Below are 23,561 nucleotides of genomic sequence, written 5' to 3'. Positions count from 1 at the left end.
GGTCAGAGGCGGACGATCATCTTCCCCGTGTTCTCACCGCGCAGGACACCGAGGAAGGCGTCGACGGCGTGGTCGATCCCGTCGGCGAACGTCTCGCGCGAGGTGAGGGTGCCGTCGGCCAGCCAGCCCGCGGCCTTCTGGGCGTACTCGCCCGCGAGGTCGTAGTGGTCGCCGACGAGGAAGCCCTGGATGAGGCCGCGCGTCTGGATCAGGCGGACGAGGTTGCGGGGGCCGGGGGGGGCCTCCGTGTTGTTGTAGCCCGAGATGGCGCCGCAGACGGCGATGCGCCCGCCGAGGCGGAGCGCCCCGATGGCGGCCTCGAGGTGCTCGCCACCGACGTTGTCGAAGTAGACGTCGATGCCCTCCGGCGCGGCCTGGGCGAGGAGGTCGCGCACGGCGCCGTCCTTGTAGTTGAACGCGGCGTCGAAGCCGAGCTCGCCCACGAGGTAGTCGACCTTCTCCTGCGAGCCGGCGCTGCCGATGACGCGACCGGCACCGAGCGCCTTGGCGATCTGGCCCACGACGCTGCCGACGGCACCCGCCGCACCCGACACGAAGACGATGTCACCGGGCTTGAAGCTCGCGATGCGGGTGAGTCCCGCGTAGGCCGTGAGGCCGGTCATGCCGAGGACGCCGAGGTAGGCCGATGCGGGGGCGACGCTCGTGTCGACGACGCGGGCCTGGCTCGCGTCGACGACGGCGACCTCGCGCCAGCCGAGGCCGTGGAGGACGTGGTCACCGGGGGCAATACCCTCCGCACGCGACTCGAGGACCTCGCCGACGGCGCCGCCGTGCATCGCCTCGCCGAGCGCATAGGGCTCGGCGTAGGACTTGGCTGCGCTCATCCGGCCGCGCATGTAGGGGTCTACCGACATGACGACGTTGCGGACGAGGAGCTGGCCGTCGGCAAGCGGCGGGACCTCGCTCTCGACGAGGGCGAAGTCGTCGGCTGTCGGCCAGCCGACGGGGCGGGACGTGAGCTGGACCTCACGGGGCTTGGTCATTCGAGTTTCCTTCCGGGGCGGGAGATCAGAACGTGGTGCGTCGGTCGGAGCCGCCGTCACTCGACGACGAGCTCGACGGGGATGTTGCCGCGCGTCGCGTTCGAGTAGGGGCACACCTGGTGCGCGGTCTCGACGAGCGACCTCCCCAGCTCGGGGTCGAGACCCTCCGGGAGCTCGACGTGGAGCACGACGGCGAGGCCGAAGCCCTGGCGGCCGTTGCCGCTGAGGCTGACGTCCGCGGTCACGGCCGCGTCGAAGCCCTCGACGCGACGCTGGCGGGCGACGAGGCCGAGGGCGCTCGCGAAGCACGCGGCGTAGCCGGCCGCGAACAGCTGCTCGGGGTTGGTGCCCTCGCCCGATCCGCCGAGCTCGCGCGGCGCGGCGAGGGTGACGTCGAGGCGGCCGTCGGAGGTGACGGCTCGGCCCTCGCGGCCCGAGGCGGTCGCCGAGGCGACGTAGCTGACGCGGTCGGTGGCGGCGGTGCTCATGCGTTCTCCTAGTCTGTCGTGCGCAATTCAATTGTGCGCAATTAGATAGTACGCTTGACCCATGAGCCCGTCCAACCCGACCCCGCCCTCGTCGGCGGCCCTGAGCCTCGAGCAGCAGATCTGCTACGCCATGCACACGACGGTGCGGGCCTTCGACGCCGTCTACCGCGAGCTGCTGGGCGAGCACGGGCTCTCCTACCCGCAGTACATCGCCCTCATGACGGTGGGCGAGCACGGGCCGCTCACGGTCGGGCGGCTCGGCGAGCTCATGCGCCTCGACTCGGGGACCCTCTCGCCGCTGCTCAAGCGCATGGAGGCGGCCGGGCTGGTCGGGCGAGCCCGCGACCCCGAGGACGAGCGCCGGGTCCTCGTCTCCGTCACGGCCGCGGGCCGCGACCGGCTCGCCGCGCTCGGTGACGTCCCACACCAGATCGCCCGGCGCAGCGGCCTCACGCGGGCCCAGCTCGTCGAGCTCCGGCAGACCCTCCGGTCGGTCACCGAGGCGCTCCAGGAGCCGTGACGTCTCAACGTGAGAAGAACCGTTGTCCGCGGTGGACACCGGTGGTTGCGTGGTGCCATGCCGCACCAGTCCCGTCTCGAGATGCTCCGCTGCCGTGAGTGCGGCGAGCGCCGCTGCATCGAGTCCAGCGGGCAGCCCCCGCGATGCCTGCCTCCGGGCGACGGAAGCGGGTTCGTCATCGAGCACGTCGAGGTCACCGTCCTCGGCCGCTGCCCGTCGTGTGTGGCCCGCCGCGCAGGCGACCATGTTCCCGAGGCGGGCTGATCCCGAGCGCGCCGACGACGAAGCCGCCCCCCACCGAACGGTGGAGGGCGGCTTCGTTCATCCCTCAGGACCGGTCGAGGTGACCGGACCAGACGAGCACGCTCAGCCGGCGTCGCTGAGCGCGCCCCCACAGCAGGCGTGGGAGCACCACCGGCACGAGCACCGCGACGACCTGGAGGACGGCCATCTCAGTAGATGTTGCTCGGACGGACGAGGCCCTCGGCGAGGTCACCGAACCCGGGTGCGTAGATGGCGCCGGGGTTGCCCACGACCTCCTCGACGATCGCGGTCTCGGTGGTGATGATGAGGGCCGCGATCGAGGCCGAGGCCTCGAGGGCCGCGCGGGTCACCTTGAGCGGGTCCATGACGCCGAACTCGGACATGTCGCCGTAGCAGCCCTCGAGGGCGTTGAAGCCGTGGCCGACCGGTAGGGCCGCGACCTTCGCGACGACCTCGTCGCCGTCGAAGCCCGCGTTGATCGCGATCCACCGAAGCGGCTCTGGAAGGGCACGACGGACCACCTCACGCCCCACGGCCTCGTCGCCGGTCAGCTCGACGCGCGAGACCGCGTCCTGCGCCTGGGTCAGGGCGGTGCCGCCGCCGGCCACGATCCCCTGCTCGAGGGCCGCGCGCGTCGCGGCGAGCGAGTCGTCGACGCGGAGCATGCGCTCCTTGAGCTCGACGCTCGTCGCTCCGCCGACCTTGATGACCGCGACCCGACCGGACAGGCGGGCCGTGCGGAGCTGGAGGCTGTCCTGGTCTGCGTCGATACGCGCCCGGTCGAGCTGCGTCTCCAGCTGCCGGATCCGCGACTCGACGAGCGAGGGGTCGCCATGGCCGCCGACGATGGTCGTCGAACCCTCCGTGATGGTGATCCGGTCGCACGAGCCGAGGTGGGCGCGGGTGACCTCGCCCAGCTCGAGGCCGGTGTCCTTGGCGATGACCTGACCCCCGAGCGCGATCGCGAGGTCCTCGAGCTCCGCGACGCGGCGGTGCCCGAACCCGGGAGCCCGCACGACGACGGACTGCATCGTGTGGTGCATGTTGCCGCCGACGAGGAGCTGAAGGGCCGGGCCGTCGACGTCCTCGGCAAGCACGACGAGCGGGCGGTCCGCGCGCTTGGCCACCTCGATCGTCGGCATGATCTCCTGGACCTGGCTGATCTTCTTGTTGGTCAGCAGGATGAGCGGGTTCTCGTAGACGGTCTCCATCCGCTCACGGTCGGTGACCATGTACGCCGAGATGTAGCCGTGGTCGAACTCGATGCCGTCGACGACCGAGACCGAGAGGCCGAGGTCGTCGGACTCCTCGGTCGTCACGATCCCGCGCCGGCCCACCGCGTCCACCGCCTCGGCCACGACGTGCCCGATCGCCTCGTCGTCGCTCGCGGCCAGGGTCGCGATGTGCCGCAGGTCCTCGAGGCCGGCCACCTCGGCGGCCCAGCCCGCGAGCGTCTCGACGACGATCGGCACGGTCCGCTCGATGCCCCGGCGCACGCGCATGGGGTTGGCCCCCGCGTCGACGGCGCGCAGGCCCTCCCGGACCATGGCCTGGGCGAGCACCGTCGCCGTCGTCGTCCCGTCGCCGACGACCCCGTTGGTCTTCATCGCGACTTCCTTGACGAGCTGGGCGCCCATGTTGGCGAACGGCTCGCGCAGCTGGATCTCGCGGGCGATCGTGACGCCGTCGTTGGTGATCGTCGGAGGTCCGGTCAGCTTCTCGAGGACGGCGTTGCGCCCCTTGGGTCCGAGGGTCACCTTGACGGCGTCCGCCAGGGCGTTGACACCCGACTCGAGGAGTCGTCGGGCGTCCGTGTTGAAGCGCAGTTCCTTGGCCATGGTGTGTCAGTCCTTCGTGATTCGGAAAGGGAGAGACACCGACCGCCGGGAGGCGGCCGGTGCCGCCCCTTCAGGGGATGAGAATCGCGCGTCCGCGCACGAGCCCGGCGTCGAGGTCGTCGATCGCCTGCTGGAACTCGTCCAGGGGGTACTTCGTGGTGTGGAGCGTGACCTTCCCCTGGGCGGCGAGGACCATGAGCTCCTGGAGGTCGTTGTACGACCCGACGAGGTTGCCGACGAAGTTGATCTCGGTCGAGATGACATCGATCGTCGGCACGTCGATGTTCTCGCCGTAGCCGACGACGAAGTAGCTGCCGGCACGACGCAGCATCGCCGTGCCCTCCTTGGTCGCCCCACCCTCGCCGACGAAGTCGACGACGGCCTCGGCGCCCTTGCCGCCGGTCAGCTCCAGCACCTTCTCGACGTGGGTGCCGTCCGCGACGACGCCGTGATCGGCACCGATCTCGGTGGCGAGCGCGACCGCGGCGGGGTTCCGGTCGACGACCACGACGGTCGCCCCCGAGATGGCCTTCATCACCTGGATGCCGATGTGGCCGAGGCCGCCGGCGCCGATGATGACGCAGACGTCGCCCGGTCGCGTGACCCGGGCCGCCTTCGCGGCCGCGTGGTAGGCGGTCAGGCCGGCATCCGCGAGCGCCGCCACGTCGGAGGGCTCGAGGGCGTCGTCGATCCTGACGACGCTGCGGGCGGTGGTGCGCAGGTACTGCGCGTAGCCGCCGTTGGTGTCGATGCCGGGGAACTGGCTGTTCTCGCAGTGCACGTCGTCGCCGGAGCGGCACGCCCGGCAGAGGCCGCACGTGATGAGCGGGTGGAGGATGACCTTGTCACCGACCGTGACGTTGGTGACGGCGTCGCCGACGGCGTGCACCCACCCTGCGTTCTCGTGGCCGATCGTGTACGGCAGGGCGACCCCCGACTTCTCCGCCCACTGCCCCTCGAGGATGTGGATGTCGGTGCGGCACACGCCGGCCCCGCCGATCCTGACGATGACGTCGAGCGGTCCCGTCACCTGGGGCTCCGGCACCTCCGTCAGCTGCAGCTTGGTGTGGTACCCGATGACCTGGACGGCCCTCATGACGTGCTCCTCGTGTCCGTGATGTCGGTGGTGATGGCGTCGGAGTCGCCGTTCGCGTACCGCGTCGCGAGCAGACCCCGGCAGAAGTGGGCGTTGCCCTCGATGGAGATCCGCACCGAGGTGGCGAGGCGCAGCCGGAGCGGCAGCTCCTCGTCGGGCACGGCGTCCCCGTGCTCGTCGACGACGACCAGGTCGCCGGGAGCGAGGCCCAGCCCGATGTCGGCCCGTCGCCTCAGCAGCGCCTCCTTGGTGGGACCGCCCGCGAGGTCCCCGAGAGTCAGGCTCCCGAGGTCCTCCAGCCGCGCCGCCCCCGAGGTCAGCGCGGCCATGACGCACCGCTCCATCGCGGCCGTGTGGGCCTTGCGCTGGAAGGTGAGCCGGAGGGCGTCGAGGCTCTCGGCCGCCTCGGCGCCGAACGTCCCGAGGTAGCCGGCGTCCGCGGCGATCCCGGCGTTGATCTTGTCCGAGTCGTGGTGGTCGTCGAGGAGCACCGTGACGCGGGCCGCCCCCGGCACCCGACGCAGCGCGTCCTGGGCGTCGGAGACCATGAGGTAGGCGAAGTTCGGCGCGCAGAACGACGTCGGCAGCCGCAGGTGCACCGTGACCCCCGACGGGTGCAGGGCCACGGAGCGGACGAAGCCGAGCTCGGTGATCGGCTCGTCCAGCTCGGGGTCCTTGACGGTGGTCAGGGCCTCGATCACGTCGTTCGCCAGGGATGCCCCGCGCCGCGCCGAGGCGCGGTCCCGCGGCGCCGGCGACACGACCGGAGTGGCGACGGCGCTCATGACAGCACGCTCTCCTTGGCCCCTGCGGCGACCTCGAGGCCGACCTCGCCGGTGTCGGCGAGCCGCAGCTCCTCGGGCACGTCGAGGCCGTACATCTTCGCCGCGTTGAGTCCGAGGATCTTCTTCTTGGCCGTCGTCGTCAGCGGCGCGTACTCCGTCATGGCCTCGGGGATCTGGAAGTCGACGAACTTCTCGACGAGCCACTTCGGTGTCCACAGGGCGTAGTCGCTGGAGAACTGGATCTTGTCCTCGCCGACCCAGTAGAGGAGCTCGCCGATGATCTGGGCGAAGTACCGCGGCCTCGTGTGGATGAACGGGATGGCGACGGCGAGGCCGGCGTGGACGTTGGTCTCCTGCGTGGCGATCCAGCAGAAGTCCTCGAGGCGCGGCAGCCCGCAGTGCTCGACGACGAAGTTGAGCCCCTGGAAGTCGGTCGCCACCGCGTCGACGTCGGCGACGTCGAAGGCATCACGGTCGAGCGGGATGATCGTCGGGCCCTTGTGGATGTGGATGTTCGTGATGCCGAGCTCTTCGCAGGCCTCGAGGTACCGGTAGGTCCACGGGTCGGTCAGCTTGTAGCCGCGCGAGTCACCGCGCCACTCGGCCGTGTAGAGCTTGACGCCCTTGAGGCCGAAGCGCTCGGCGTCGCGCCGCAGCTGGTCGAGACCGGCCTGCCCGTTGCGCGGGTCGAAGTTGTGGTTGTAGGTGAGCTTGCCCGGGTTGGCCTGCGTGAGGGCCCACGCCTCCTCGGTCTGCCCGAACCCGTTCTCGTAGAAGTCACCGAGGAAGGCCGGCTGGAAGATCGCGTGGTCGACGTAGCCGTCGACGAAGAGGTCCTTCATGAGCCGTTCGCCGCCGTAGTAGGTGTAGGCGTCGTAGTCCCACACGACCTCCTCGGGGCTGAGGTTCTTGTGGTAGTCGTAGAAGCAGTCGATGAACTGCTTGCCGTGGATGTTCTTCTGGTTCGACTCACGGCCGTCCCACAGGGCGACGTGGGCGTCGACGACGTAGTACTTCTCGCCGTTCTTCTCGTACATGGGTTCCTCACTTCTTCGTGTGGTCGGGATGAAACGCGGGGGTGGAGCCGGCGTCCTGCGCCGGTATGCCGCTGAGCCGGCCGCCGTGGCCACGCTGGGTCGGTGCCGGCCCAGCGGCATACGAACTGCTCGGCGCGCCAGTGGCTTCGGCTGGGATCAGTGGACGCTGAGGTCGAAGCCGATGTACTCGGCGGCGTCCTCGGGGCTGGCGAAGAGCATCGTCTTGTCGTCGAGGTGGACCATCCGCCCGTAGTGGGTGGAGCTGATCTCCTCGAAGACCGAGCCGTCGAACTCGGTGCCGAGCGCCTCGGTGAGCTCCTCGTAGTCGAAGCTGAGCAGCCTCGTGCCGTCGACCCGGATCATCGAGGGGTACTCGGTGAGCTCGACGCCCTCCTTGCCGCCCATGACCTCGGCCACGACGCGGCCGACCGGGGTGTTCATCAGGGTGACCCCGCACATGTTGGAGAACGTCGCCTCCGAACCGAACTGCATGCTCACTGGTCCAACTCCTTCGGAATGTCGAGCCCGATCTCCTCGAGCAGGGTGCGGAACTTGTCCTTGGCCGCGTCGAGGGACGTGGCGAAGGTGATGGTCTTCTCGGCGGGCTGCGACCAGATCGGCTGCAGCGCCTGGGCCGCGGCGAGGCACTTCGGGACCCAGGTGGACAGCCACCGGCCGAAGAGCTCCTTGTTGGCGGCGCCGTGCTCCTCGTCGCGGACGAGCAGCTGGAAGAGGGTGCGCGAGGCCGCGAGGTCCCGGGCGTAGTCGTTCTCCCCCGTGCCGACGAGCGTCGGGGTGATGTAGTCGCCGTTGCGCGCGGAGATCTGCATGACGAGCTCGCTCCGGAAGAGCTGGCCGACGAGCTGCTCGAAGACGATGTTCGTCGCGAAGGTCAGCTCGGCCCAGTCGCCGACCGCCGTGAGCTCCTCGACGGCCCGACGCGTCGGCTGCCACTCGGGCGCGTTCTGCCAGACGTCCCGGTGTGCCCCACCGTCGAAGTCGATCCCCGCCTCCGACAGGTCGAGGTTGTAGAGGGCGAGGTCCTGGGCGAAGCGCATCTTGTGCGCCGCAGCCACCGCCACGGCGTTGTTGATCATGTTCGTCGGTGCGGACCGCTGGATCGAGGTGAAGACGTGCAGGGCGATGCCGTTCTCCGCGTGCATCCACGCCCCGAGGTTGCGCTGGATGAAGGTCACCCAGGCGTGGTTCCAGCCCTCGTAGGCCCGCGCCCGCTTGGCGTTCTCCAGGCAGAGACTCACCTGGCGGACGACCGCCGAGTTGTTGCGGTAGATCGTCTGCTCCCACTCCTCGTTGGGGTCGAGGAAGGCGTGCCAGTTGGAGGACTGGGCCTTCGTCCACTCCTTCGGGTAGCCGCCGGGGCCGTTGCCGAAGCCGTAGATCCAGCCCTGGGTCAGGTGTCGGTCCGGGTCGGGCTGCACGTCGACGGTGACGTCCTCGTACATCGTCGCCCGGAGCTTGGCCGGCTTGTAGTAGTTGTACGTGCGGCTCTTCGAGCTGGGGAACTCCAGGGCGCCGGCCTCGGAGTCCGTGAACTCGATCGTGGGGAAGCTGCGCGTCTTCTGGTCGGTGATGTCAACCATGTCAACTCCGTTGTTGGTGTGGGTGGTTCGTGGATGTCGGTCGGTCAGGCCGAGACGGTCACCGGGCTCGTGAACGAGTCGTGGAAGACCTGGTCACTCGGCACGTGCTGTGCCTCGAGGAACACCAGCGCGGCATCGACCATGGGTGGCGGACCGCACAGGTAGACCTCGCACCTCGCGAGGTCGGCCTCGCGCCGCGCCACCACGTCGGTGACGTTGCCGGCCTCGAGGAGCAGGCCGGACGGCATACCCGCGTCTGCGGATGACGAGCCCGCCTCCGGGCGCTCCGGGAGCTCCTCGGACAGGCAGGGGACGAACTCGAAGTCACGCAGGCCCGCGCCGAGGGCGAGGATCTGCTCGACGTAGAAGAGGTCGGCCGCCGTCCGGGCGCCGTAGTAGAAGCGGACGGGGCGGGTGCTCCCGGTCTCGTTGAGGTGGCGCAGGAGCGAGAGGATGGGGGCCATCCCCGCCCCTCCCCCGATGCACACGACGGGAAGGACGTGCCCCTCCTTGATGGTGAAGGAGCCGTACGGACCGTTGACGTGAAGCTCGTCACCGACCGCGAGGCCGTCCTCGAGCAGCGCCGAGAACCTCCCGCCCGGGTACTTCTTGATGAGGAACTCGACCTCGCCCGGGGTGGACTGCGTCGTCGCCATGGAGAACGATCGGTGCTCGTCCGTCCCGGGGATGGTGATGTCGCTGTACTGGCCGGGCTTGAACTCGTAGGTCGACGGCTCGACCGCCGTCAGGCGCAGCGACACGATGTCGCGCGTCATCGGTTCGATGGCCGTGACCCGGGTGCGCACGTCCTGGATCGGCACCCCACCGAGCAGCTCGTCCTCGTCGAAGTTGAGCAGCTCGATGGTGCAGTCGCTGTAGGCGTGCGCCCGGCAGAGCAGGACGTACCCCTCGTCGACCTCGGCGTCGTTGCAGGCGAACGTCGAGTAGCGCTCCATCTGGATCTCGCCGTCGAGGACGTAGCTCTTGCAGGCCGAGCACTGGCCCTCGCGGCACCCGTGCATGAGGTGGATGCCCTGACGGAACGCGGCGTCGAGGATCTTCTCGTCCTCGCCGACCTCCATCTCGATGTCGACGGGTTCGAAGTAGATCTTGTGGGTGTCGGCCACGGGGGCCTCCTTTCGTGTCGTTTCGTGCCGGCTCTGGATGATTCGCGCCGGTTCATGTCAGTGCGAGTCGGCTCATGTCGGTGCAAGCCCCGGGTTGCCCCGGGGGTTGGCGGCGCGGCTCATCCCTGGCCGCGCCGCCAACCCGATCCGGCGTGGAGCCGGCCGATGGGTCCGAGGTCGCCTCAGGCGACCTTCGTGCCGTTCGCCCGGTACTCCGCGACGTGGGCCTCGCGCTCGGCGTCGGACATCTCGTTGAGGAGCACGTTGGGGCTCATGAACGTGTTGCCGCGGATGTCGTCGAGGGTCCACATCTTCTGGGGGTCGAGGTCGAGGTGCGGCTGCCCGATGAGGGTCTTGCCGTCGTCCCGCACGTAACCGAGGTCCTTGACGATGTCGGCGAGGTCCTTGTTGTGGTGCAGCGTCTCCCACTCACGGAAGCCGGTGAGACGGCCCATGTTCGGTGTCTCACGACCCTCGTACTCGGGACGGAACGCGACGGCGTCCGTCCAGTAGCACGTCTCAGAGCAGTAGGTCCGCCACTGGTCGTCGACCTTCTCGACGACCATGTCCTCACGAATGAGGGCCGGCACCATACAGGTCCAGCAGCGGTGCGGGTACTGGTAGCCCACGTCCTCGAAGGCGATCGGCTTGTTGCGGCCCGGGTAGGCGAGGCGGTTGTAGTTCTCCCACCACTTTCCGTACTTGCTGTACCAGCCGGGGTACTTCTCCTCGAACCACGCGAAGTCGGTGTCCGTCATGGTGTCGATGCGCCAGTAGTTGACCGGCCAGCCGGTGGCGAAGAACCGGGCGACCTCGTGCACGTAGCCCTTGTTCGTGATCCGGTTCCAGGCCTCCTCGACGAGGTCGTGCGGGATGGTGAGGCCGTACTTCTCCAGCGGCAGCAGGTAGCTGCGGTAGTAGTCGTCGTAGATCCAGCGGCGCCACATCTCGGCGTAGCTCTCGCGGTCCTTGCGGCGGTCCTTCGTGCCGTACTCGATGAACGTGCCGATGGCCGCGTCGACGACGCAGTGGTTGTTCCACCAGGCGTAACGCAGGTCGCGCTCGAGGAGCGGCCGGTTGCGCTCGTCGGCCAGGGCCATGAGCAGGATCGAGTAGCCGTTGGAGATGTGCCGCGACTCGTCCGACTGGACGGAGTGGAAGACCGTCGGCAGCAGGTAGTCGCCGTTCGCGGCGGCCTCGTCGGGCATGGCCACGAAGAGCGTGTTGGTGAAGGCCGTCTCCGCGACGACGGTCAGGTAGATGTTGGCGGCGGTGATGGCGTCGCCGGTGATGAAGCCCTCACCGAACTGCCGCCCGATGGTGCCCGCGTAGTTGTTCGCGAACGCCTTCTCCGTCATGTCGAACCCGGCCGGGTCGATGTACTGGTTCATGTAGAGCTTCTTGAGGTTCATCTGGATCGTCGAGTGACGAACCTCGTCGATCATCTGGACCGCGAGCCCGTTGTGGATCTCCGGGTTGGGCACCGCGTCGATCGCCATCGGCATGGCGCGGGCGGCCGAAATCTCGGGGAACGGGATGATCGACAGGAACAGCTTCTGCCACTCGAGCCAGCGCTGCTGGACCTGGCGGAACATGTTCCCGCGCACCGCACCGTCCATCGCGCCGAAGACGCGGTTGTCCTTCTCCTCCTCCATCGGGAAGTAGGACCGCATGATCTGCTTGAGCGGGTCCTTCTTCGGAGCCTTCTCGAACGTGTAGTCCGTGCCGAAGCGCGTCGCGGGCGTCGCGAAGGTCGGCTCCCACGTCAGCTCGGAGATCTTGGCGTGGGCCTTCGTCAGACTCTGTCTGCTCACTCTTGCCTCCTGGTGTCGGGTCGGTCCGGGCGGACCGAGCCGGTTCGGCGGATGCTTTCGCCGTGTGAGAGGAGACTCGTCGGAGGACGAGGGCGTGGCTGTCTCAATGTGAGAGCGGGCGCGGGCTCGACCGGCCGCGTCTCACTTTGAGACAGCGCCTGCGTGGGGGCTGAGACGTTCCTTGCCGAAGCCGGCACACCGCACGGACACTGGGCAGAACCGCGCGGGCGCGACGTCGCGACCGCCAGGAGCCAGGAGGTGAGCCGTGGGCCACCGCACCCAGGAGCTCGAGCTGGCCAGGGACCACTTCATCACGTCGGGCGTCGTCGCGGGGACGGTGCGCGAGGTCGTGGGGCAGTCGTGGCAGCGCAGCACCCAGGCAGGGGTCAACCCCGAGCTCGTCGAGCCGTCGTATGCCGCCGGGCTCGGCGAGTCCGAGACCCACCTCCTCGTGGGCCAGGTCCTCGCGAGCGTCGCAGACCAGCTCGGGGACGAGCCGGTGAGCATGATCTTCGCCGACCAGTTCGGCCGGGTCATCCATCGGTTGTGCACGGATCCGGCGCTCGGCAAGCGGCTCGAGAAGGTCAGTCTCGCGCCCGGCTTCACGTACGCCGAGGAGTCCGTCGGGACCAACGGCATCGGCACGGCGTTGCTCACTCGGACGCCGACCCTCATCGTCGGCAGCGAGCACTTCACCGAGCCACTCATGATGTTCGCCTGCGCGGGGGCGCCGAGCCACCACCCCATCAGTGGGGCGCTCGTCGGCGTCCTCGACCTGACGTGTGCCGCCGGTGTCTCCAACGGACTGCTCCTGACCTATGCCCGGTCGATCGCCGAACGGATCGAGGCCGAGATCCTCGCCAAGGTCTCGGTGAGCGAGATGACGCTGTTGCGTGACTACCTCGCGGCCTGTCGTCACGCGACGGGCCCGGTCCTCGCCCTGGGCGCCGAGGTCGTCATGATGAACCGCCTGACGCAGCAGCGGCTCGACGCCGCCGACCGCACCGCGCTCGTCGCGCGTACGGGTGATGCCATCGGCGAGCACTCACCGCTCACCCTCGTCGCCGACCTCCCGAGCGGGACGGTGGCCCGGCTCGACTACCGGCCCTCGTCCGTGGGCGCCCGCGTGGTCGGTGGAGTCTTCCGCGTGCAGCTGCACGAGCCCTCGACGATGGTCGGGGGCAAGGCCGCCGCCGCGTCGCGGCCGGTGCCCGTGAACCTGCCGGGCGTCGCGGGGACGAGCCCCGAGTGGGTCCGGGCGATCATGCAGGTGCTCGAGTCCCACCGGACCAACACGTGGGTCGTCATCGAGGGCGAGCCCGGCGTCGGCACCTTCTCGCTGGCGCGAGGAGTCCACCTCGCGCAGACCCCCGGGCGTCACTTCCGGGTCCTCGACGCGGCCGCCGCCGCGGCGGACCCGGAGGGATGGTTCGACGCGCTGGCGGAGGAGCTCGATGCCGAGGAGGGCACGCTCGTGATCCGCCACCTCGATCTCCTGCCGGCCCAGCTGGTCGAGCCAGTGTCGACGCTGCTCGTCCAGGAGTCGGGCCGCTCGCACTCGGCCCCGGGTCGGTGGGTCGTGGCGACACGAACCCCGTCCGTGCGCAACGAGGCTGTCGAGACGCAGATCGTCCCCTGCTTCGACCGCACGGTCGTGCTCGAGCCGCTCCGGCACCGGCCCGAGGACATCCGCGTCGTCATCCCCTACTTGCTGAGGTCACTCTCGGCCTCCCCGGGCAGGGAGCTGCAGATCTCGTCAGCGGCGCTGAACCAGCTGGCGCGGCACCCGTGGCCACGCAACGTCGCCCAGCTGCGCGACACGCTGCGCAAGATCATGGCCACCAAGCGGAGCGGGACGATCGAGCTCGCCGACCTGCCTCCCGAGTGCATGGCCGTTGGTCGTCGCAGCCTCACCCCGCTCGAGGCCCTCGAACGTGACGCGATCACGCGCGCCCTCGACGACCACGGCGGCAACAAGGCCCTCGCCGCCCGTCACCTGGGGATGTCACGGGCCACGATCTACCGCAAGATCCGGGGCTACATGATCGACTCCCGGCCCTGAGCCGGCACTCCCCCCACCCTCCCGCCTTCCCCGGCCTCCCCTGACCTCGGCCGCCGCGGGAGCCTGCGCTGGCGACCCGTCGCGCGGCGGCTCCTTGTTGCTTGCCAACGACCTCCATTCGGAATACTCTGTTTCGAGTATTCGAACTGGAGGCCATCATGACTCGCCGTCGCGTGAACAACCCCCTCGCCCTTGCGGTGCTCGGGTGCCTCGGCGAGCGGCCCATGCACCCGTACGAGATCAGCTCGACCCTGCGCCATCGCGGCAAGGAGAAGAGCATCCGCCTCAACTACGGCTCGCTCTACGCGGTCGTCGCCGCCCTCGAGAAGCACGGACTCATCGCCGAACGGGAGAAGATCCGTGAGGGCAACCGGCCGGAGCGAACCGTCTACGAGATCACCCCGGCCGGCATGGACGAGTTCGAGGACTGGCTCTCCGAGCTGCTGAGCACGCCCTCGGCCGACCCGTCCTCGCTCGAGTCGGCGCTCTCCCTCATCGCCGGCCTCGCGCCGGACGAGGCAGCGCGCCTGCTCGAGGAACGGGTCGGCAAGCTCGAGATCGAGCTGCGGTCCATCGCAGCGGCCAACGCGTGGGCCCGCGAGAACGGCATACCGGAGGTCTTCCTCGTCGAGGGCACCTTCCGCGAGGCCATGCTGCGCGCCGAGCGGGGGTATGCCGCCGGGCTCGCCGCGGACATCCGCTCGGGCGCGCTCGGGGGCACCGCCACCTGGCGCCGCCTCCACGAGCTGCGCGCGTCCGGCACCCCCATGGAGGAGATCCTCACCGATCCCGTCGGATACCTCGGAGAGGAGGGACGCATCCTGGCGAGCGACGCCCTGCCGAACGGCCCCGATCCCGGGGCCTGACGAGAACCCCCGGCCAGGCGCTGCAACGCCGGACCGGGGGCCATTTCCTCGAGTCGGTCGCGGACGACCTGCCTGACGGCACTCAAGGCACACGACGAGCCTACGGCAGCCGCAGCACCGACTCCCCGCCACGGGCGATAACGCCCGCCGTGTCCCGGCCCCTCCGGTCGGGCCGTACCCGAGGAGTCACCATGACGCACCACCCTGCGGCGCCCCATGCCGCACCGAACCCGGCATCGACGCCCACATCGACGCCCACTTCGACGCCCACATCCACGCCCACATCCACGCTCGGGGCCGCGCGACGGCCGAAGCGGGGCGGCGCGGCGTCGGAGTGGACCATTGACGCCACCGACCTCGTCAAGACCTACCCCGCCGGCCGCGGCAAGGAACCGGTTCGCGCCCTCGACGGGCTGTCGCTGCAGGTGCGGCCCGGGGAGGTCTTCGGCCTGCTCGGCCCCAACGGCGCGGGCAAGTCGACGACCGTCCGCCTCCTGACCACGCTGTCCCGACCCGACTCGGGACGGGCCACCGTGGCCGGCCACGACGTCCTGCGTGACCCGGGGGCGGTCCGCCATGCCATCGGTCTCGTGTCGCAGCGGCCGAGCTCGGCCCCGCTCATGACCGGGCGCGAGAGCCTGGAGCTGGCCGCCCGGGTCCAGGGCCTCGACCGCGCGACGGCGCGCCGACGCTCCGGCGAGCTGCTCGAGCGGTTCGGTCTCGCCCCTGCGGCCGACCGGCTCACGAGGACCTACAGCGGAGGCATGAACCGACGCCTCGACGTCGCGATCGGCCTCGTCAACCGTCCGGCCGTGCTCTTCCTCGACGAGCCGACGACAGGTCTCGACCCGGAGGCCCGGGCACAGCTGTGGGCCGAGATCGCGCGGATGGCCAGCGTCGAGGAGACGACAGTGCTGCTCACGACCCACTACCTCGACGAGGCCGACCATCTCTCCGACCGGCTCGCGATCGTCGACCGGGGCCGGGTCGTCGCCCAGGGCACCCCCGACGCACTCAAGAGCGAGCTGCGCGGGGACCGGCTCGTCGTCGAGCTGGTCGACCCGACCTCCGGAGCGGCGGCCGCCGAGCGCCTCTCTCGGCTGCCGTCCCTCTTCGACATCGTGACCGAGGGACGCCAGGTCCGAGGGCGGACCGACCAGGGAGCGGGCGTCCTCCCGGTGGCCCTCGCCGAGCTCGAGCGCTGGGGTGTCGCGGTGGCCTCGGCCACGGTGGCCCGACCCTCGCTCGACGACGTCTACCTGCGGCATGCGGGGCGCACGTTCGAGGAGGTGGGCTCGTGACGACCCTCGCCGTGCACTCAGCCCTCCTGACACGGCGGTCGGTCACGGCGCTCGTGCGCCAACCGGCCTTCGTCCTCATCACGCTCGTCCAGCCGGCGATCTGGCTGCTCCTCTTCGGGGCGCTCTTCGAGACGGTCGTCCAGATCCCCGGCTTCGGCGCGGACGGCCGCTCGTACCTCGAGTACCTGACCCCCGGTGTCGTCGCCATGACGGCGCTCTTCTCCGCGGCCTGGGCCGGCACGGTCTACATCGAGGACATGGGCGTCGGCGTCATGGACCGGATGCTCGCCTCCCCCGTGCGCCGCGGAGCGATGATGAACGGCACCATCGCGTACCAGAGCCTGACCGCGTTCGTGCAGACGGCCGTCATCATCGGCATCGCCTACGCGGCCGGGGCCCGGTTCGACCGTCCGTTCCCGGGGATCGTGCTGACCTTCGCCGCGGCGGTGCTGCTCACCGTCGTCTTCGCCGCCTTGTCCAACGCCGTCGCGTTGCTCACCCGCGACCAGAACGCGCTCATCGGGATCAGCCAGCTGCTGTCCCTCCCGCTCGCGTTCCTGTCGTCGGCGATCATGGATGTGCGCCTCGCCCCCGCGTGGCTCCAGACCGTCGCGACATACAACCCGCTGGACTGGGCCGTCGTCGTCAGCCGGGAGGGCCTCGCCGCCGCGCCCGACTGGGCTGCCATGTGGCCGCGCCTCGGCGCCCTCGCCGCGCTCGCCGTCGCCATGAGCTGGCTGGCGACCAAGGCGTTCGCCGCCTACCAGCGGTCCGTCTGAGACGAAGCCGTATGCCGCCGGGCCGGGTCGCGCGACCCGGCCCGGCGGCATACGTGCTCTGTGTCGAAGCCTGAGGGCGCCCTCAGGGGATGAGGAGCGAGACGGCGTGGATGAGCATGCCGATGAGACCACCGACGAGCGTGCCGTTGATCCGGATGAACTGAAGGTCACGGCCCACCTGCAGCTCGACGCGCTCGGCCGTCTCCTTGCCGTCCCACCGGTCGACCGTCTGGCTGATGACCTGGGTGAGCTCGGTGCCGTAGCGCTCGACGGCGTAGACGGTGATGTCGCAGATCCGCGCGTCGATCCGGTCTCGCAGCGCCCGGTCGGCGAGCAGGCGCTTCCCGAGCGCGGTGACCTCCTCGATGCCGCGGGCCCGGACCGGCCCGTCGACGTCCTCGAGCGCCGCGATGACGACGCCACGCGCCGAGGTCCAGAGCGACATCGCCGTCTCGGGCACCTGCGGGTGCGAGAGCATCCGCTCCTTGAGCCGCTCCGCCTTCGCCTGGGTCACGGGGTCGTGCTGGAGGTTGTCGGCGAGGTCGATGAGGAGCTTGTCGAGGGCGATGCGTACGTCGTGGTGTGGGTCGCGGCGGATGTCGGCGAGCCACTTGAGCGCCTCGGTGTGGATCCTCCGGGCCACGAGGTCGTTGACCGCATCGGGCACCCAGGCCGGCGCCCGCTGGCGGATGAGCGACTCGAAGAGGTCCTCGTTGTCGACGAGCCAGCTGCGGCACTCGTCGAGGGCGAGGTCGACGAGGCCGACGTGGGCCTCGTCGCGGACGACCTGGTCGAGCAGTCCACCGGCGAGGGAGCTGACCGGCTCGCGCATGAGCCGCGGGAGGACGGCCTGCACGATGATGGCTCGCACGTCCTCGTCAGGGATGCGCGAGAGGGCGTGGGCGCCGACGGTCGCCACCTCGTCGACGAGACGCTTCGCGTGCCCGGGCGCGAGGGCCCACTCGGCCATCCTCCGCGTCGGCTCGGCGTCGATGACCCGCTCCCGGATGATCGCCTCATGCATGAAGTTCTCGGCGACGAACTCCTCGAGGCTGCGCCCGATCATCTCCTTCTTGCGCGGGATGAGCGCGGTGTGCGGGATGGGCAGGCCGAGCGGGTGCCGGAAGAGCGCCGTCACGGCGAACCAGTCGGCACACGCGCCGACCATCGAGGCCTCGGCGCCGGCGTTGACGAAGCCGAGGATCCCGTGGTCCTGGCCACGCGTGAACAGGTAGACGATCGCGGCGAAGACGAGCAGTCCCGTGGCGACGGTGCGCATGCGGCGCAGGTCGCGTCGGCGCTGGGCGTCGACGGCCGGGTCGACGATGAACCCGAGCGGGCCGCTCACGGTCTCACCTCCACGCGCCTCGGCCTCCTCCGCTGCTCAGTGACTGCTCGTGACTGCTCGGTGACTCCTGCTGACGGCCGGGTGGCTCTCGGGGGGCGCCGTCAGCGGGCCGCTTCGAGTGCGAACGTCAGAGCGTCGATCCTCGCACGCGTCTCCCCATCGGTGGCGATCCGCTCGCCGATCCGTGTCGCGATCGTGCTGACCGTGTCGCCGTCGAGGCCCGGGCGCAGCCCGAGGACGACGCGCAGGACCCCCGCACCGGCCGGCTCGCCCGCCTCCAGCCGGTGGTCGACGACGGCGTCCTCGCCCGCCACCGCGGCCGCGACCGCAGCTGCGACGTGATTGTCGAGATGGCTCGGAGTCCACGCCCGCTCCTGCGCGAGGGCCCACAGCATGCTCGGCCGGAGAACGGTCGCGTGCTCCGAGGCGACGTCGACGACGAGGACGTGACACTCCTCGCTGATCGCCGCCTGGGCCGCCGCTGCAGCGCGGACCGGGACCGGTCGGGCCGCGGGGTCCCACTCGGCGAGCGCCGCCAGCGAGCTGAACATCGGTAGGGCACGCGACCCGTCGGGCGCCGTCAGGGTCACCGCGGCCATGTCGCTCCTCGTGTCGGCCGCGTGACCCGACGACGTGTCGACCTCGGTCGCGACCGCCACGACGGGCACGAGCCACCGGGATCGGGCCACCCGCTCCATGAGCACGGCCTCGTTCCCGGGGCCGGGGCGCGCCCGGACCTCCGCCAGGGCAGCCAGCAGCTCGGGGTCGGCGTCGCCCTGGTCGCCCGAGAAACCGTGCGAGGGGATCGCCTTGCCCTGCCACGCCTGTCCAGCCGAGTCCGACGGCCGGCCCGCCTCGTCGACATGGGGTGCCGACGTCGTCGGGGGCCCTACGGGACCGCTGCCGGGCTGGCCGACCGTCGGATCGGGAGTCGTGGAGCTCTCGTGGCTCATGAGCCGGGGCGCCCCGCGACATCGAGGGCCTCGGGCAAGGTGAACGCGCCCCGGTAGAGCGCGGAGCCGACGATCGCGCCCTCGACGCCGTCGCCGACGAGCTCGCGGATCACCCGGATGTCGTCGAGCGTCGAGACCCCGCCCGAGGCGACGACCGGACGGTCCGTCCGGGCGCAGACGTCCTTGAGGAGCTGGACGTTGGGACCCTGGAGCATCCCGTCCTTGTTGACGTCGGTGACGACGTAGCGCGCGCAGCCCTCCCGGTCGAGACGCGCGAGGGTCTCCCACAGGTCGCCGCCGTCGCGCGTCCATCCCCGGGCGGCGAGCGTCGTGCCGCGGACGTCGAGCCCGATCGCGACGCGGTCACCGTGGTCGGCGATGATCGAGGCGGTCCACTCGGGGTCCTCGAGCGCGGCGGTGCCGATGTTGACGCGCCGGCAGCCGGTGGCGAGCGCCGCCTCGAGCGACTCGGTGTCGCGGATGCCGCCCGACAGCTCGACCTCGAGGTCGAGTCGCCCGACGATCGAGGCGATGAGCTCGCGGTTGCTGCCTCGACCGAAGGCCGCGTCGAGGTCGACGAGGTGGATCCACTCGGCGCCCTGGTCCTGCCAGGCCTTGGCGGCCTCCCACGGGTCGCCGAACTGGCCCCCGGTGCCGGCGACGCCCTGGACGAGCTGCACTGCCTGTCCGTCGGCGATGTCGACCGCGGGGAGGAGCTCGAGGCGGGGCTGGTCAGTCATGTGCGGGGTCTCCTTGTGGTGCAGAGGAACTGGGTATGCCGCCGGTCCGCCATCACGCCCTCCACGTCGGGGTGGTCATCGCGGTGGTCACAGGCTGCGCACCCAGTTCTCGAGGAGGTGGGCGCCGGCATCGCCCGACTTCTCCGGGTGGAACTGGGTCGCACAGAGGGGGCCGTTCTCGACCGCTGCGACGAAGTCGGCACCGTGGTGCGCCCACGTGACCGTGGGTGCGACCCTCGCGAACGCACCGGTCGGGTTCAGCTCCCAGCGCAGGACGGCATACGAGTGGACGAAGTAGAAGCGCTCGTGCTCGACACCCGCGAACAGCCGGGAGCCCTCCCCGGCTCGCACGTCGGACCACCCCATGTGGGGGACGACGTCGGCGGGCAGCCGCTCGACCGTGCCCGGCCATTCGCCGAGTCCCTCGAGAGGGGTGTCGGACGGCTCGGCGGACCCGTCGAACATCACCTGCATGCCGACGCACACGCCGAGGACCGGGCGACCGCCGCTGATGCGCCGGCCGATGACCCGCGGGCCGTGTGCGGCCGCGAGCCCGGCCATGCAGGCGTGGAAGTTGCCGACTCCGGGCACGAAGAGACCGTCGCACTCCAGCGCCGCGACGGGGTCGGCGGTGAGGGTGACGCTCGCTCCGACGCGTTCGAGCGCGCGGACGGCCGAGCGGACGTTGCCGCTGCCGTAGTCGAGGACGACGACGTTCGCGCTCATCTCAGAGGGCACCCTTGGCGCTCGGGATGCCGACGACGCGGTCGTCACGCTCGATCGCGGCCCGGAGCGCGCGGGCGACGGCCTTGAACTGCGCCTCGACGATGTGGTGCGGGTCGCGCCCGGCGAGGACGCGCACGTGGAGGCACAGGCCGGCGTTGTAGGCGAACGACTCGAGGACATGACGCGTCATCGAGCCGGTGAAGTGGCCACCGATGAGGGCGTACTGCTGGCCCTCGGGCTCGCCCACGTGAACGACGTAGGGGCGCCCGGCGACGTCGACGACGGCGTGGCAGAGCGCCTCGTCGAGCGGGACCGTCGCATCGCCGAAGCGGGAGATGCCGGACTTGTCGCCAAGGGCCTCGCGCAGGGCCTGGCCGAGGACGATCGCGGTGTCCTCGACGGTGTGGTGGACGTCGACCTCGATGTCGCCGGTCGCGCGCACCGTGAGGTCGATGAGGGAGTGCTTGGCGAGCGAGGCGAGCATGTGGTCGTAGAACGGCACGCCGGTCGACACGTCGGCCACGCCGGTCCCGTCGAGGTCGAGCCACAGCTCGATGGTCGACTCGGACGTCGTGCGGTTGATCTTCGCGGTGCGCGGGGCGGGGGTGCTCATGACGCGGACTCCTGCTCGGCGGGACCCTCGGGCGCCGGGTCGGCGACGGGGGTGGGAACGACGTGGGTGGGTGCGAGACGTGCCATGGCCTCGAGAAAGGCCGTCGTCTCGCCCGGGTCACCTGCGGTGACCCGGAGGTGGTGCGGGATGCCGACGTCGCGCACGAGGACCCCGGCATCGAGCAGCGCCTGCCACGTCGCCTTCTCGTCGGCGAGCCCGCCGAAGAGCACGAAGTTGCTGTCGCTCGCCACGGGGGTGGCTCCGAGACGCGCGAGCTCCGCGACGATCCGGTCGCGCTGCTGCTTGATGACCTCGACCGTCGCCAGCATGACGTCGGCATGCTCGAGGGCGACCCGCGCGATGATCTGCGTCGGGATCGAGAGGTGGTAGGGCAGCCGGACGAGCCGGAGCGCGTCCACGAGCTCTGCCGAGGCCACGAGGTAGCCGAGGCGACCGCCGGCGAAGGCGAACGCCTTGCTCATCGTCCGGGTGACGACGAGACGCGGGTGGTCGCCGAGGAGCGTGAGGGCGCTGCGCGTCCCCGGCCGGGCGAACTCGGCGTAGGCCTCGTCGACGACGACGATCGCGTCGGGGGCGGCCTCGAGGACCGCCCCGATGACCTCGAACGGCAGTGCCGTGCCGGTCGGGTTGTTCGGTGAGCAGAGGAAGACGATGGACGGCTCGTGCGCCCGGGCCTGCGCCGCGGCGGACTCGGCCGTGAGGTCGAAGGTCTCCGAGCCGCGCATGCCGTCGACCCACGTCGTGCCGAGGGTCTCGCTGATGATCGGGTGCATCGAGTAGCTCGGGGTGAAGCCGAGCGCCACGCGGCCGTGGCCGCCGAACGCCTGGACGATGTGCGAGAGGACCTCGTTGGACCCGTTGCCCGCCCAGACCTGCTCGGGCGTCAGCGAGACTCCCGACTGCTTCTCGAGGTAGGTCGTGAGGGCCTTGCGCAGGTCGGTGAACTCGCGGTCCGGGTAGCGGTTGAGGCCAGCCATCTCGTCGGCGAGCGCGGCCAGGATCGCGTCGACGACGACCTGCGGAACCGGGTAGGAGTTCTCGTTGGTGTTGAGCCGGACCGCGACGTCGAGCTGCGGCGCGCCGTAGGCCGTGCGGCCCCTCAGGTCCGCCCGAAGAAGCCGCTGGACCTCGCTGCGGGCGGATCCGTCGCCGTCGCTCACCGCGGCACCTCGTCGCCGAAGCGAGCCGTGACCGCCTCACCATGGGCCGGGAGGTCCTCGGCCTGGGCGAGCGTCACGACGTGGCGGGCGATGCCGCGCAGGGCCGCCTCGTCGTACTCGACGACGTGGATGCCGCGCAGGAACGACTGGACGGACAGGCCGCTCGAGTGCGTCGCGCACCCGGCGGTCGGCAGGACGTGGTTGGACCCGGCGGCGTAGTCGCCGAGGCTGACCGGCGCGTGGGGCCCGACGAAGACGGCCCCGGCGTTGCGGACGCGTGCGGCCACCGCGGCGGCATCGCGCGTCTGGATCTCGAGGTGCTCCGCGGCATACGCGTTGACGACCTCGAGGCCCGCGGCGACGTCGTCGACCAGGACGATGCGCGACTGCGTGCCACCGAGGGCCTCCGCGACGCGCTCGGCGTGCTTGGTCGCGGGGACGCGGCGGGCGAGTGATGCCCGCACCGCCCCGGCGAGCTCCTCGCTGTCGGTGACGAGCACCGACGCGGCGAGCGGGTCGTGCTCGGCCTGGCTGATGAGGTCGGCCGCGACGTGCTCGGGGTCGGCGGAGTCGTCCGCGAGGATCGCGATCTCGGTCGGACCCGCCTCGGCGTCGATGCCGATGAGGCCCTTGAGGAGGCGCTTGGCGGCGACGACCCAGATGTTGCCGGGGCCGGTCACCATGGACACGGGGTCGCACACGACGGTCTCGGTGCGGCCGTCGACCTCCACCTCGTCGTCGAAGCCGAAGGCGAACATCGCCACGGCCTGGGCGCCGCCGACGGCGTACACCTCGTCCACCCCGAGGAGGGCGCACGTCGCGAGGATCGTCGGGTTGGGGTATCCGGCGAACTCGCCGACGTTCTCCTTCTGCGGCGGCGAGGTCACGGCCAGGGAGCGGACGCCCGCGAGCTGGGCCGGGACGACGTTCATGATGACGCTGCTCGGGTAGACGGCGAGGCCGCCCGGGACGTAGAGGCCCACGCGGTCGACGGGCACCCACCGCTCGGTGACGACGCCCCCGGGGACGACCTCGGTCGTCGTGTCGGTGCGACGCTGGTCGGCGTGGACGACGCGGGCCCGGCGGATCGACTCCTCGAGCGCGGCCCGCAGGTCGTGGTCGAGCTGCTCGAGCGCGGTGGCGAGGACCTCCGCGGGCACGCGCAGGTGGGTCGGACGGACCCCGTCGAAGCGCTCCCCGAGGTCGCGCAGCGCCTCGGCCCCGCGATGCTCGACGTCCTCGCAGATCGGCCGCACCTGCTCGAGGGCGGCCGTGACGTCGAACTCGGCACGGGGCATGGCCTTGCGCAGGAAGCGCACATCGAGCGTGCGGCCGCGCAGGTCGAGAGTGGACATCATGCGCCCCAGTCTAAGGAGGGCGCGGCGCGGCCCGTCCGCCCGTCTCAGGCGACGCCCTGG

General features: G+C 70.6%; 24 protein-coding genes. 6 read left to right on the top strand and 18 right to left on the bottom strand.

Annotation, left to right across the window (positions count from 1 at the left end; all coding sequences use genetic code 11):
• Positions 1-2: 2 nt before the first annotated feature.
• Positions 3-1,004 (bottom strand): NADP-dependent oxidoreductase, encoded by a 1,002-nt coding sequence (locus N865_RS12885; RefSeq protein WP_034806572.1) that lies wholly within the window; start codon positions 1,002-1,004, stop codon positions 3-5.
• 56 nt (positions 1,005-1,060) lie between these two features.
• A complete protein-coding gene (locus N865_RS12880) occupies positions 1,061-1,492 on the bottom strand; it encodes an organic hydroperoxide resistance protein (RefSeq protein WP_034806569.1) in 432 nt (143 codons plus the stop codon).
• 61 nt (positions 1,493-1,553) lie between these two features.
• Between N865_RS12880 and N865_RS12875 the strand changes: the two genes are divergently transcribed.
• Together N865_RS12875 and N865_RS12870 are read left to right on the top strand one after the other, a co-directional pair.
• A complete protein-coding gene (locus N865_RS12875; protein WP_034806566.1) occupies positions 1,554-2,012 on the top strand; it encodes a MarR family winged helix-turn-helix transcriptional regulator in 459 nt (152 codons plus the stop codon).
• Positions 2,013-2,069: 57 nt separating this feature from the next.
• Entirely contained in the window at positions 2,070-2,276 is a 207-nt protein-coding gene (locus N865_RS12870; RefSeq protein WP_034806563.1) for a hypothetical protein, read from the top strand.
• A 64-nt stretch (positions 2,277-2,340) separates the two neighbouring features.
• On the opposite strand, the gene N865_RS23735 is transcribed toward N865_RS12870, so the two are convergent.
• The 9 genes from N865_RS23735 to N865_RS12830 all read right to left on the bottom strand — a co-directional run bounded on the left by N865_RS23735 (position 2,341) and on the right by N865_RS12830 (position 11,574).
• Complete coding sequence (locus N865_RS23735) at positions 2,341-2,463, bottom strand: hypothetical protein (RefSeq protein WP_281173498.1); 123 nt, start codon at positions 2,461-2,463, stop codon at positions 2,341-2,343.
• A gap of 1 nt (position 2,464) precedes the next feature.
• Positions 2,465-4,114, bottom strand: coding sequence for a chaperonin GroEL (groL, locus tag N865_RS12865; protein WP_034806560.1), 1,650 nt, complete (start codon positions 4,112-4,114; stop codon positions 2,465-2,467).
• 70 nt (positions 4,115-4,184) lie between these two features.
• Positions 4,185-5,210: an NAD(P)-dependent alcohol dehydrogenase gene (locus tag N865_RS12860; RefSeq protein ID WP_034806551.1), complete on the bottom strand. Its 1,026-nt coding sequence runs from the start codon at positions 5,208-5,210 to the stop codon at positions 4,185-4,187.
• Entirely contained in the window at positions 5,207-5,995 is a 789-nt protein-coding gene (locus N865_RS12855; RefSeq protein WP_084328197.1) for a metal-sulfur cluster assembly factor, read from the bottom strand. The genes N865_RS12860 and N865_RS12855 overlap by 4 nt, the downstream gene beginning before the upstream one ends.
• Entirely contained in the window at positions 5,992-7,032 is a 1,041-nt protein-coding gene (locus tag N865_RS12850) for an amidohydrolase family protein (protein WP_034806548.1), read from the bottom strand. Before N865_RS12850 ends, N865_RS12855 begins: the two co-directional genes overlap by 4 nt.
• Before the next feature lie 156 nt (positions 7,033-7,188).
• Positions 7,189-7,524, bottom strand: a complete 336-nt coding sequence (mimD, locus tag N865_RS12845) for a propane 2-monooxygenase effector subunit MimD (protein ID WP_157557687.1) — start codon at positions 7,522-7,524, stop codon at positions 7,189-7,191.
• Positions 7,525-7,526: 2 nt separating this feature from the next.
• Positions 7,527-8,633, bottom strand: a complete 1,107-nt coding sequence (locus N865_RS12840; RefSeq protein WP_034806543.1) for an aromatic/alkene monooxygenase hydroxylase subunit beta — start codon at positions 8,631-8,633, stop codon at positions 7,527-7,529.
• A 44-nt stretch (positions 8,634-8,677) separates the two neighbouring features.
• Entirely contained in the window at positions 8,678-9,760 is a 1,083-nt protein-coding gene (locus N865_RS12835; protein WP_034806540.1) for an FAD-binding oxidoreductase, read from the bottom strand.
• Between the two features lie 182 nt (positions 9,761-9,942).
• Positions 9,943-11,574 carry a ferritin family protein gene (locus N865_RS12830; RefSeq protein ID WP_034806537.1) on the bottom strand — a complete coding sequence of 544 codons (1,632 nt, stop codon included), beginning with the start codon at positions 11,572-11,574 and terminating at the stop codon, positions 9,943-9,945.
• Between the two features lie 265 nt (positions 11,575-11,839).
• Here N865_RS12830 and N865_RS12825 point away from each other — a divergent pair, with 265 nt between their 5' ends.
• The 4 genes from N865_RS12825 to N865_RS12810 all read left to right on the top strand — a co-directional run bounded on the left by N865_RS12825 (position 11,840) and on the right by N865_RS12810 (position 16,582).
• On the top strand, positions 11,840-13,636 hold the full coding sequence (locus N865_RS12825) for a sigma-54-dependent Fis family transcriptional regulator (RefSeq protein ID WP_034806534.1): 1,797 nt from the start codon (positions 11,840-11,842) through the stop codon (positions 13,634-13,636).
• A 158-nt stretch (positions 13,637-13,794) separates the two neighbouring features.
• Positions 13,795-14,502: a PadR family transcriptional regulator gene (locus N865_RS12820; protein ID WP_051510530.1), complete on the top strand. Its 708-nt coding sequence runs from the start codon at positions 13,795-13,797 to the stop codon at positions 14,500-14,502.
• A 191-nt stretch (positions 14,503-14,693) separates the two neighbouring features.
• On the top strand, positions 14,694-15,803 hold the full coding sequence (locus N865_RS12815; protein WP_084328196.1) for an ATP-binding cassette domain-containing protein: 1,110 nt from the start codon (positions 14,694-14,696) through the stop codon (positions 15,801-15,803).
• Entirely contained in the window at positions 15,800-16,582 is a 783-nt protein-coding gene (locus N865_RS12810; RefSeq protein WP_034806531.1) for an ABC transporter permease, read from the top strand. Before N865_RS12815 ends, N865_RS12810 begins: the two co-directional genes overlap by 4 nt.
• Before the next feature lie 82 nt (positions 16,583-16,664).
• Here N865_RS12810 and N865_RS12805 read toward each other — a convergent pair whose 3' ends face one another.
• From N865_RS12805 to hisD, 7 genes are all read right to left on the bottom strand, one after another.
• Complete coding sequence (locus N865_RS12805; protein WP_034806529.1) at positions 16,665-17,930, bottom strand: DUF445 domain-containing protein; 1,266 nt, start codon at positions 17,928-17,930, stop codon at positions 16,665-16,667.
• A 101-nt stretch (positions 17,931-18,031) separates the two neighbouring features.
• Complete coding sequence (locus N865_RS12800; RefSeq protein ID WP_084328195.1) at positions 18,032-18,883, bottom strand: SseB family protein; 852 nt, start codon at positions 18,881-18,883, stop codon at positions 18,032-18,034.
• On the bottom strand, positions 18,880-19,623 hold the full coding sequence (priA, locus tag N865_RS12795; protein WP_034806526.1) for a bifunctional 1-(5-phosphoribosyl)-5-((5-phosphoribosylamino)methylideneamino)imidazole-4-carboxamide isomerase/phosphoribosylanthranilate isomerase PriA: 744 nt from the start codon (positions 19,621-19,623) through the stop codon (positions 18,880-18,882). The genes N865_RS12800 and priA overlap by 4 nt, the downstream gene beginning before the upstream one ends.
• Before the next feature lie 87 nt (positions 19,624-19,710).
• Positions 19,711-20,349 carry an imidazole glycerol phosphate synthase subunit HisH gene (gene hisH / locus N865_RS12790; protein WP_034806523.1) on the bottom strand — a complete coding sequence of 213 codons (639 nt, stop codon included), beginning with the start codon at positions 20,347-20,349 and terminating at the stop codon, positions 19,711-19,713.
• 1 nt (position 20,350) lies between these two features.
• Positions 20,351-20,962 (bottom strand): imidazoleglycerol-phosphate dehydratase HisB, encoded by a 612-nt coding sequence (gene hisB / locus N865_RS12785; protein ID WP_034806521.1) that lies wholly within the window; start codon positions 20,960-20,962, stop codon positions 20,351-20,353.
• Complete coding sequence (locus tag N865_RS12780) at positions 20,959-22,143, bottom strand: histidinol-phosphate transaminase (RefSeq protein ID WP_034806519.1); 1,185 nt, start codon at positions 22,141-22,143, stop codon at positions 20,959-20,961. The genes hisB and N865_RS12780 overlap by 4 nt, the downstream gene beginning before the upstream one ends.
• Positions 22,140-23,501 carry a histidinol dehydrogenase gene (gene hisD / locus N865_RS12775; protein WP_034806517.1) on the bottom strand — a complete coding sequence of 454 codons (1,362 nt, stop codon included), beginning with the start codon at positions 23,499-23,501 and terminating at the stop codon, positions 22,140-22,142. The genes N865_RS12780 and hisD overlap by 4 nt, the downstream gene beginning before the upstream one ends.
• Between the last annotated feature and the right edge of the window lie 60 nt (positions 23,502-23,561).

This window comes from Intrasporangium oryzae NRRL B-24470 (genome assembly GCF_000576595.1).
Taxonomy (GTDB): domain Bacteria; phylum Actinomycetota; class Actinomycetes; order Actinomycetales; family Dermatophilaceae; genus Intrasporangium_C; species Intrasporangium_C oryzae.
This window is presented reverse-complemented; position numbering and strand designations above follow the sequence as displayed.

Coding starts and splice junctions, on each gene's coding strand:
- N865_RS12885 (WP_034806572.1), bottom strand. CDS start 1,004: ATGACCAAGCCCCGTGAGGTCCAGCTCACGTCCCGCCCCGTCGGCTGG.
- N865_RS12880 (WP_034806569.1), bottom strand. CDS start 1,492: ATGAGCACCGCCGCCACCGACCGCGTCAGCTACGTCGCCTCGGCGACC.
- N865_RS12875 (WP_034806566.1), top strand. CDS start 1,554: ATGAGCCCGTCCAACCCGACCCCGCCCTCGTCGGCGGCCCTGAGCCTC.
- N865_RS12870 (WP_034806563.1), top strand. CDS start 2,070: ATGCCGCACCAGTCCCGTCTCGAGATGCTCCGCTGCCGTGAGTGCGGC.
- N865_RS23735 (WP_281173498.1), bottom strand. CDS start 2,463: ATGGCCGTCCTCCAGGTCGTCGCGGTGCTCGTGCCGGTGGTGCTCCCA.
- groL (WP_034806560.1), bottom strand. CDS start 4,114: ATGGCCAAGGAACTGCGCTTCAACACGGACGCCCGACGACTCCTCGAG.
- N865_RS12860 (WP_034806551.1), bottom strand. CDS start 5,210: ATGAGGGCCGTCCAGGTCATCGGGTACCACACCAAGCTGCAGCTGACG.
- N865_RS12855 (WP_084328197.1), bottom strand. CDS start 5,995: ATGAGCGCCGTCGCCACTCCGGTCGTGTCGCCGGCGCCGCGGGACCGC.
- N865_RS12850 (WP_034806548.1), bottom strand. CDS start 7,032: ATGTACGAGAAGAACGGCGAGAAGTACTACGTCGTCGACGCCCACGTC.
- mimD (WP_157557687.1), bottom strand. CDS start 7,524: ATGCAGTTCGGTTCGGAGGCGACGTTCTCCAACATGTGCGGGGTCACC.
- N865_RS12840 (WP_034806543.1), bottom strand. CDS start 8,633: ATGGTTGACATCACCGACCAGAAGACGCGCAGCTTCCCCACGATCGAG.
- N865_RS12820 (WP_051510530.1), top strand. CDS start 13,795: ATGACTCGCCGTCGCGTGAACAACCCCCTCGCCCTTGCGGTGCTCGGG.
- N865_RS12815 (WP_084328196.1), top strand. CDS start 14,694: ATGACGCACCACCCTGCGGCGCCCCATGCCGCACCGAACCCGGCATCG.
- N865_RS12800 (WP_084328195.1), bottom strand. CDS start 18,883: ATGAGCCACGAGAGCTCCACGACTCCCGATCCGACGGTCGGCCAGCCC.
- priA (WP_034806526.1), bottom strand. CDS start 19,623: ATGACTGACCAGCCCCGCCTCGAGCTCCTCCCCGCGGTCGACATCGCC.
- hisH (WP_034806523.1), bottom strand. CDS start 20,349: ATGAGCGCGAACGTCGTCGTCCTCGACTACGGCAGCGGCAACGTCCGC.
- hisB (WP_034806521.1), bottom strand. CDS start 20,962: ATGAGCACCCCCGCCCCGCGCACCGCGAAGATCAACCGCACGACGTCC.
- hisD (WP_034806517.1), bottom strand. CDS start 23,501: ATGATGTCCACTCTCGACCTGCGCGGCCGCACGCTCGATGTGCGCTTC.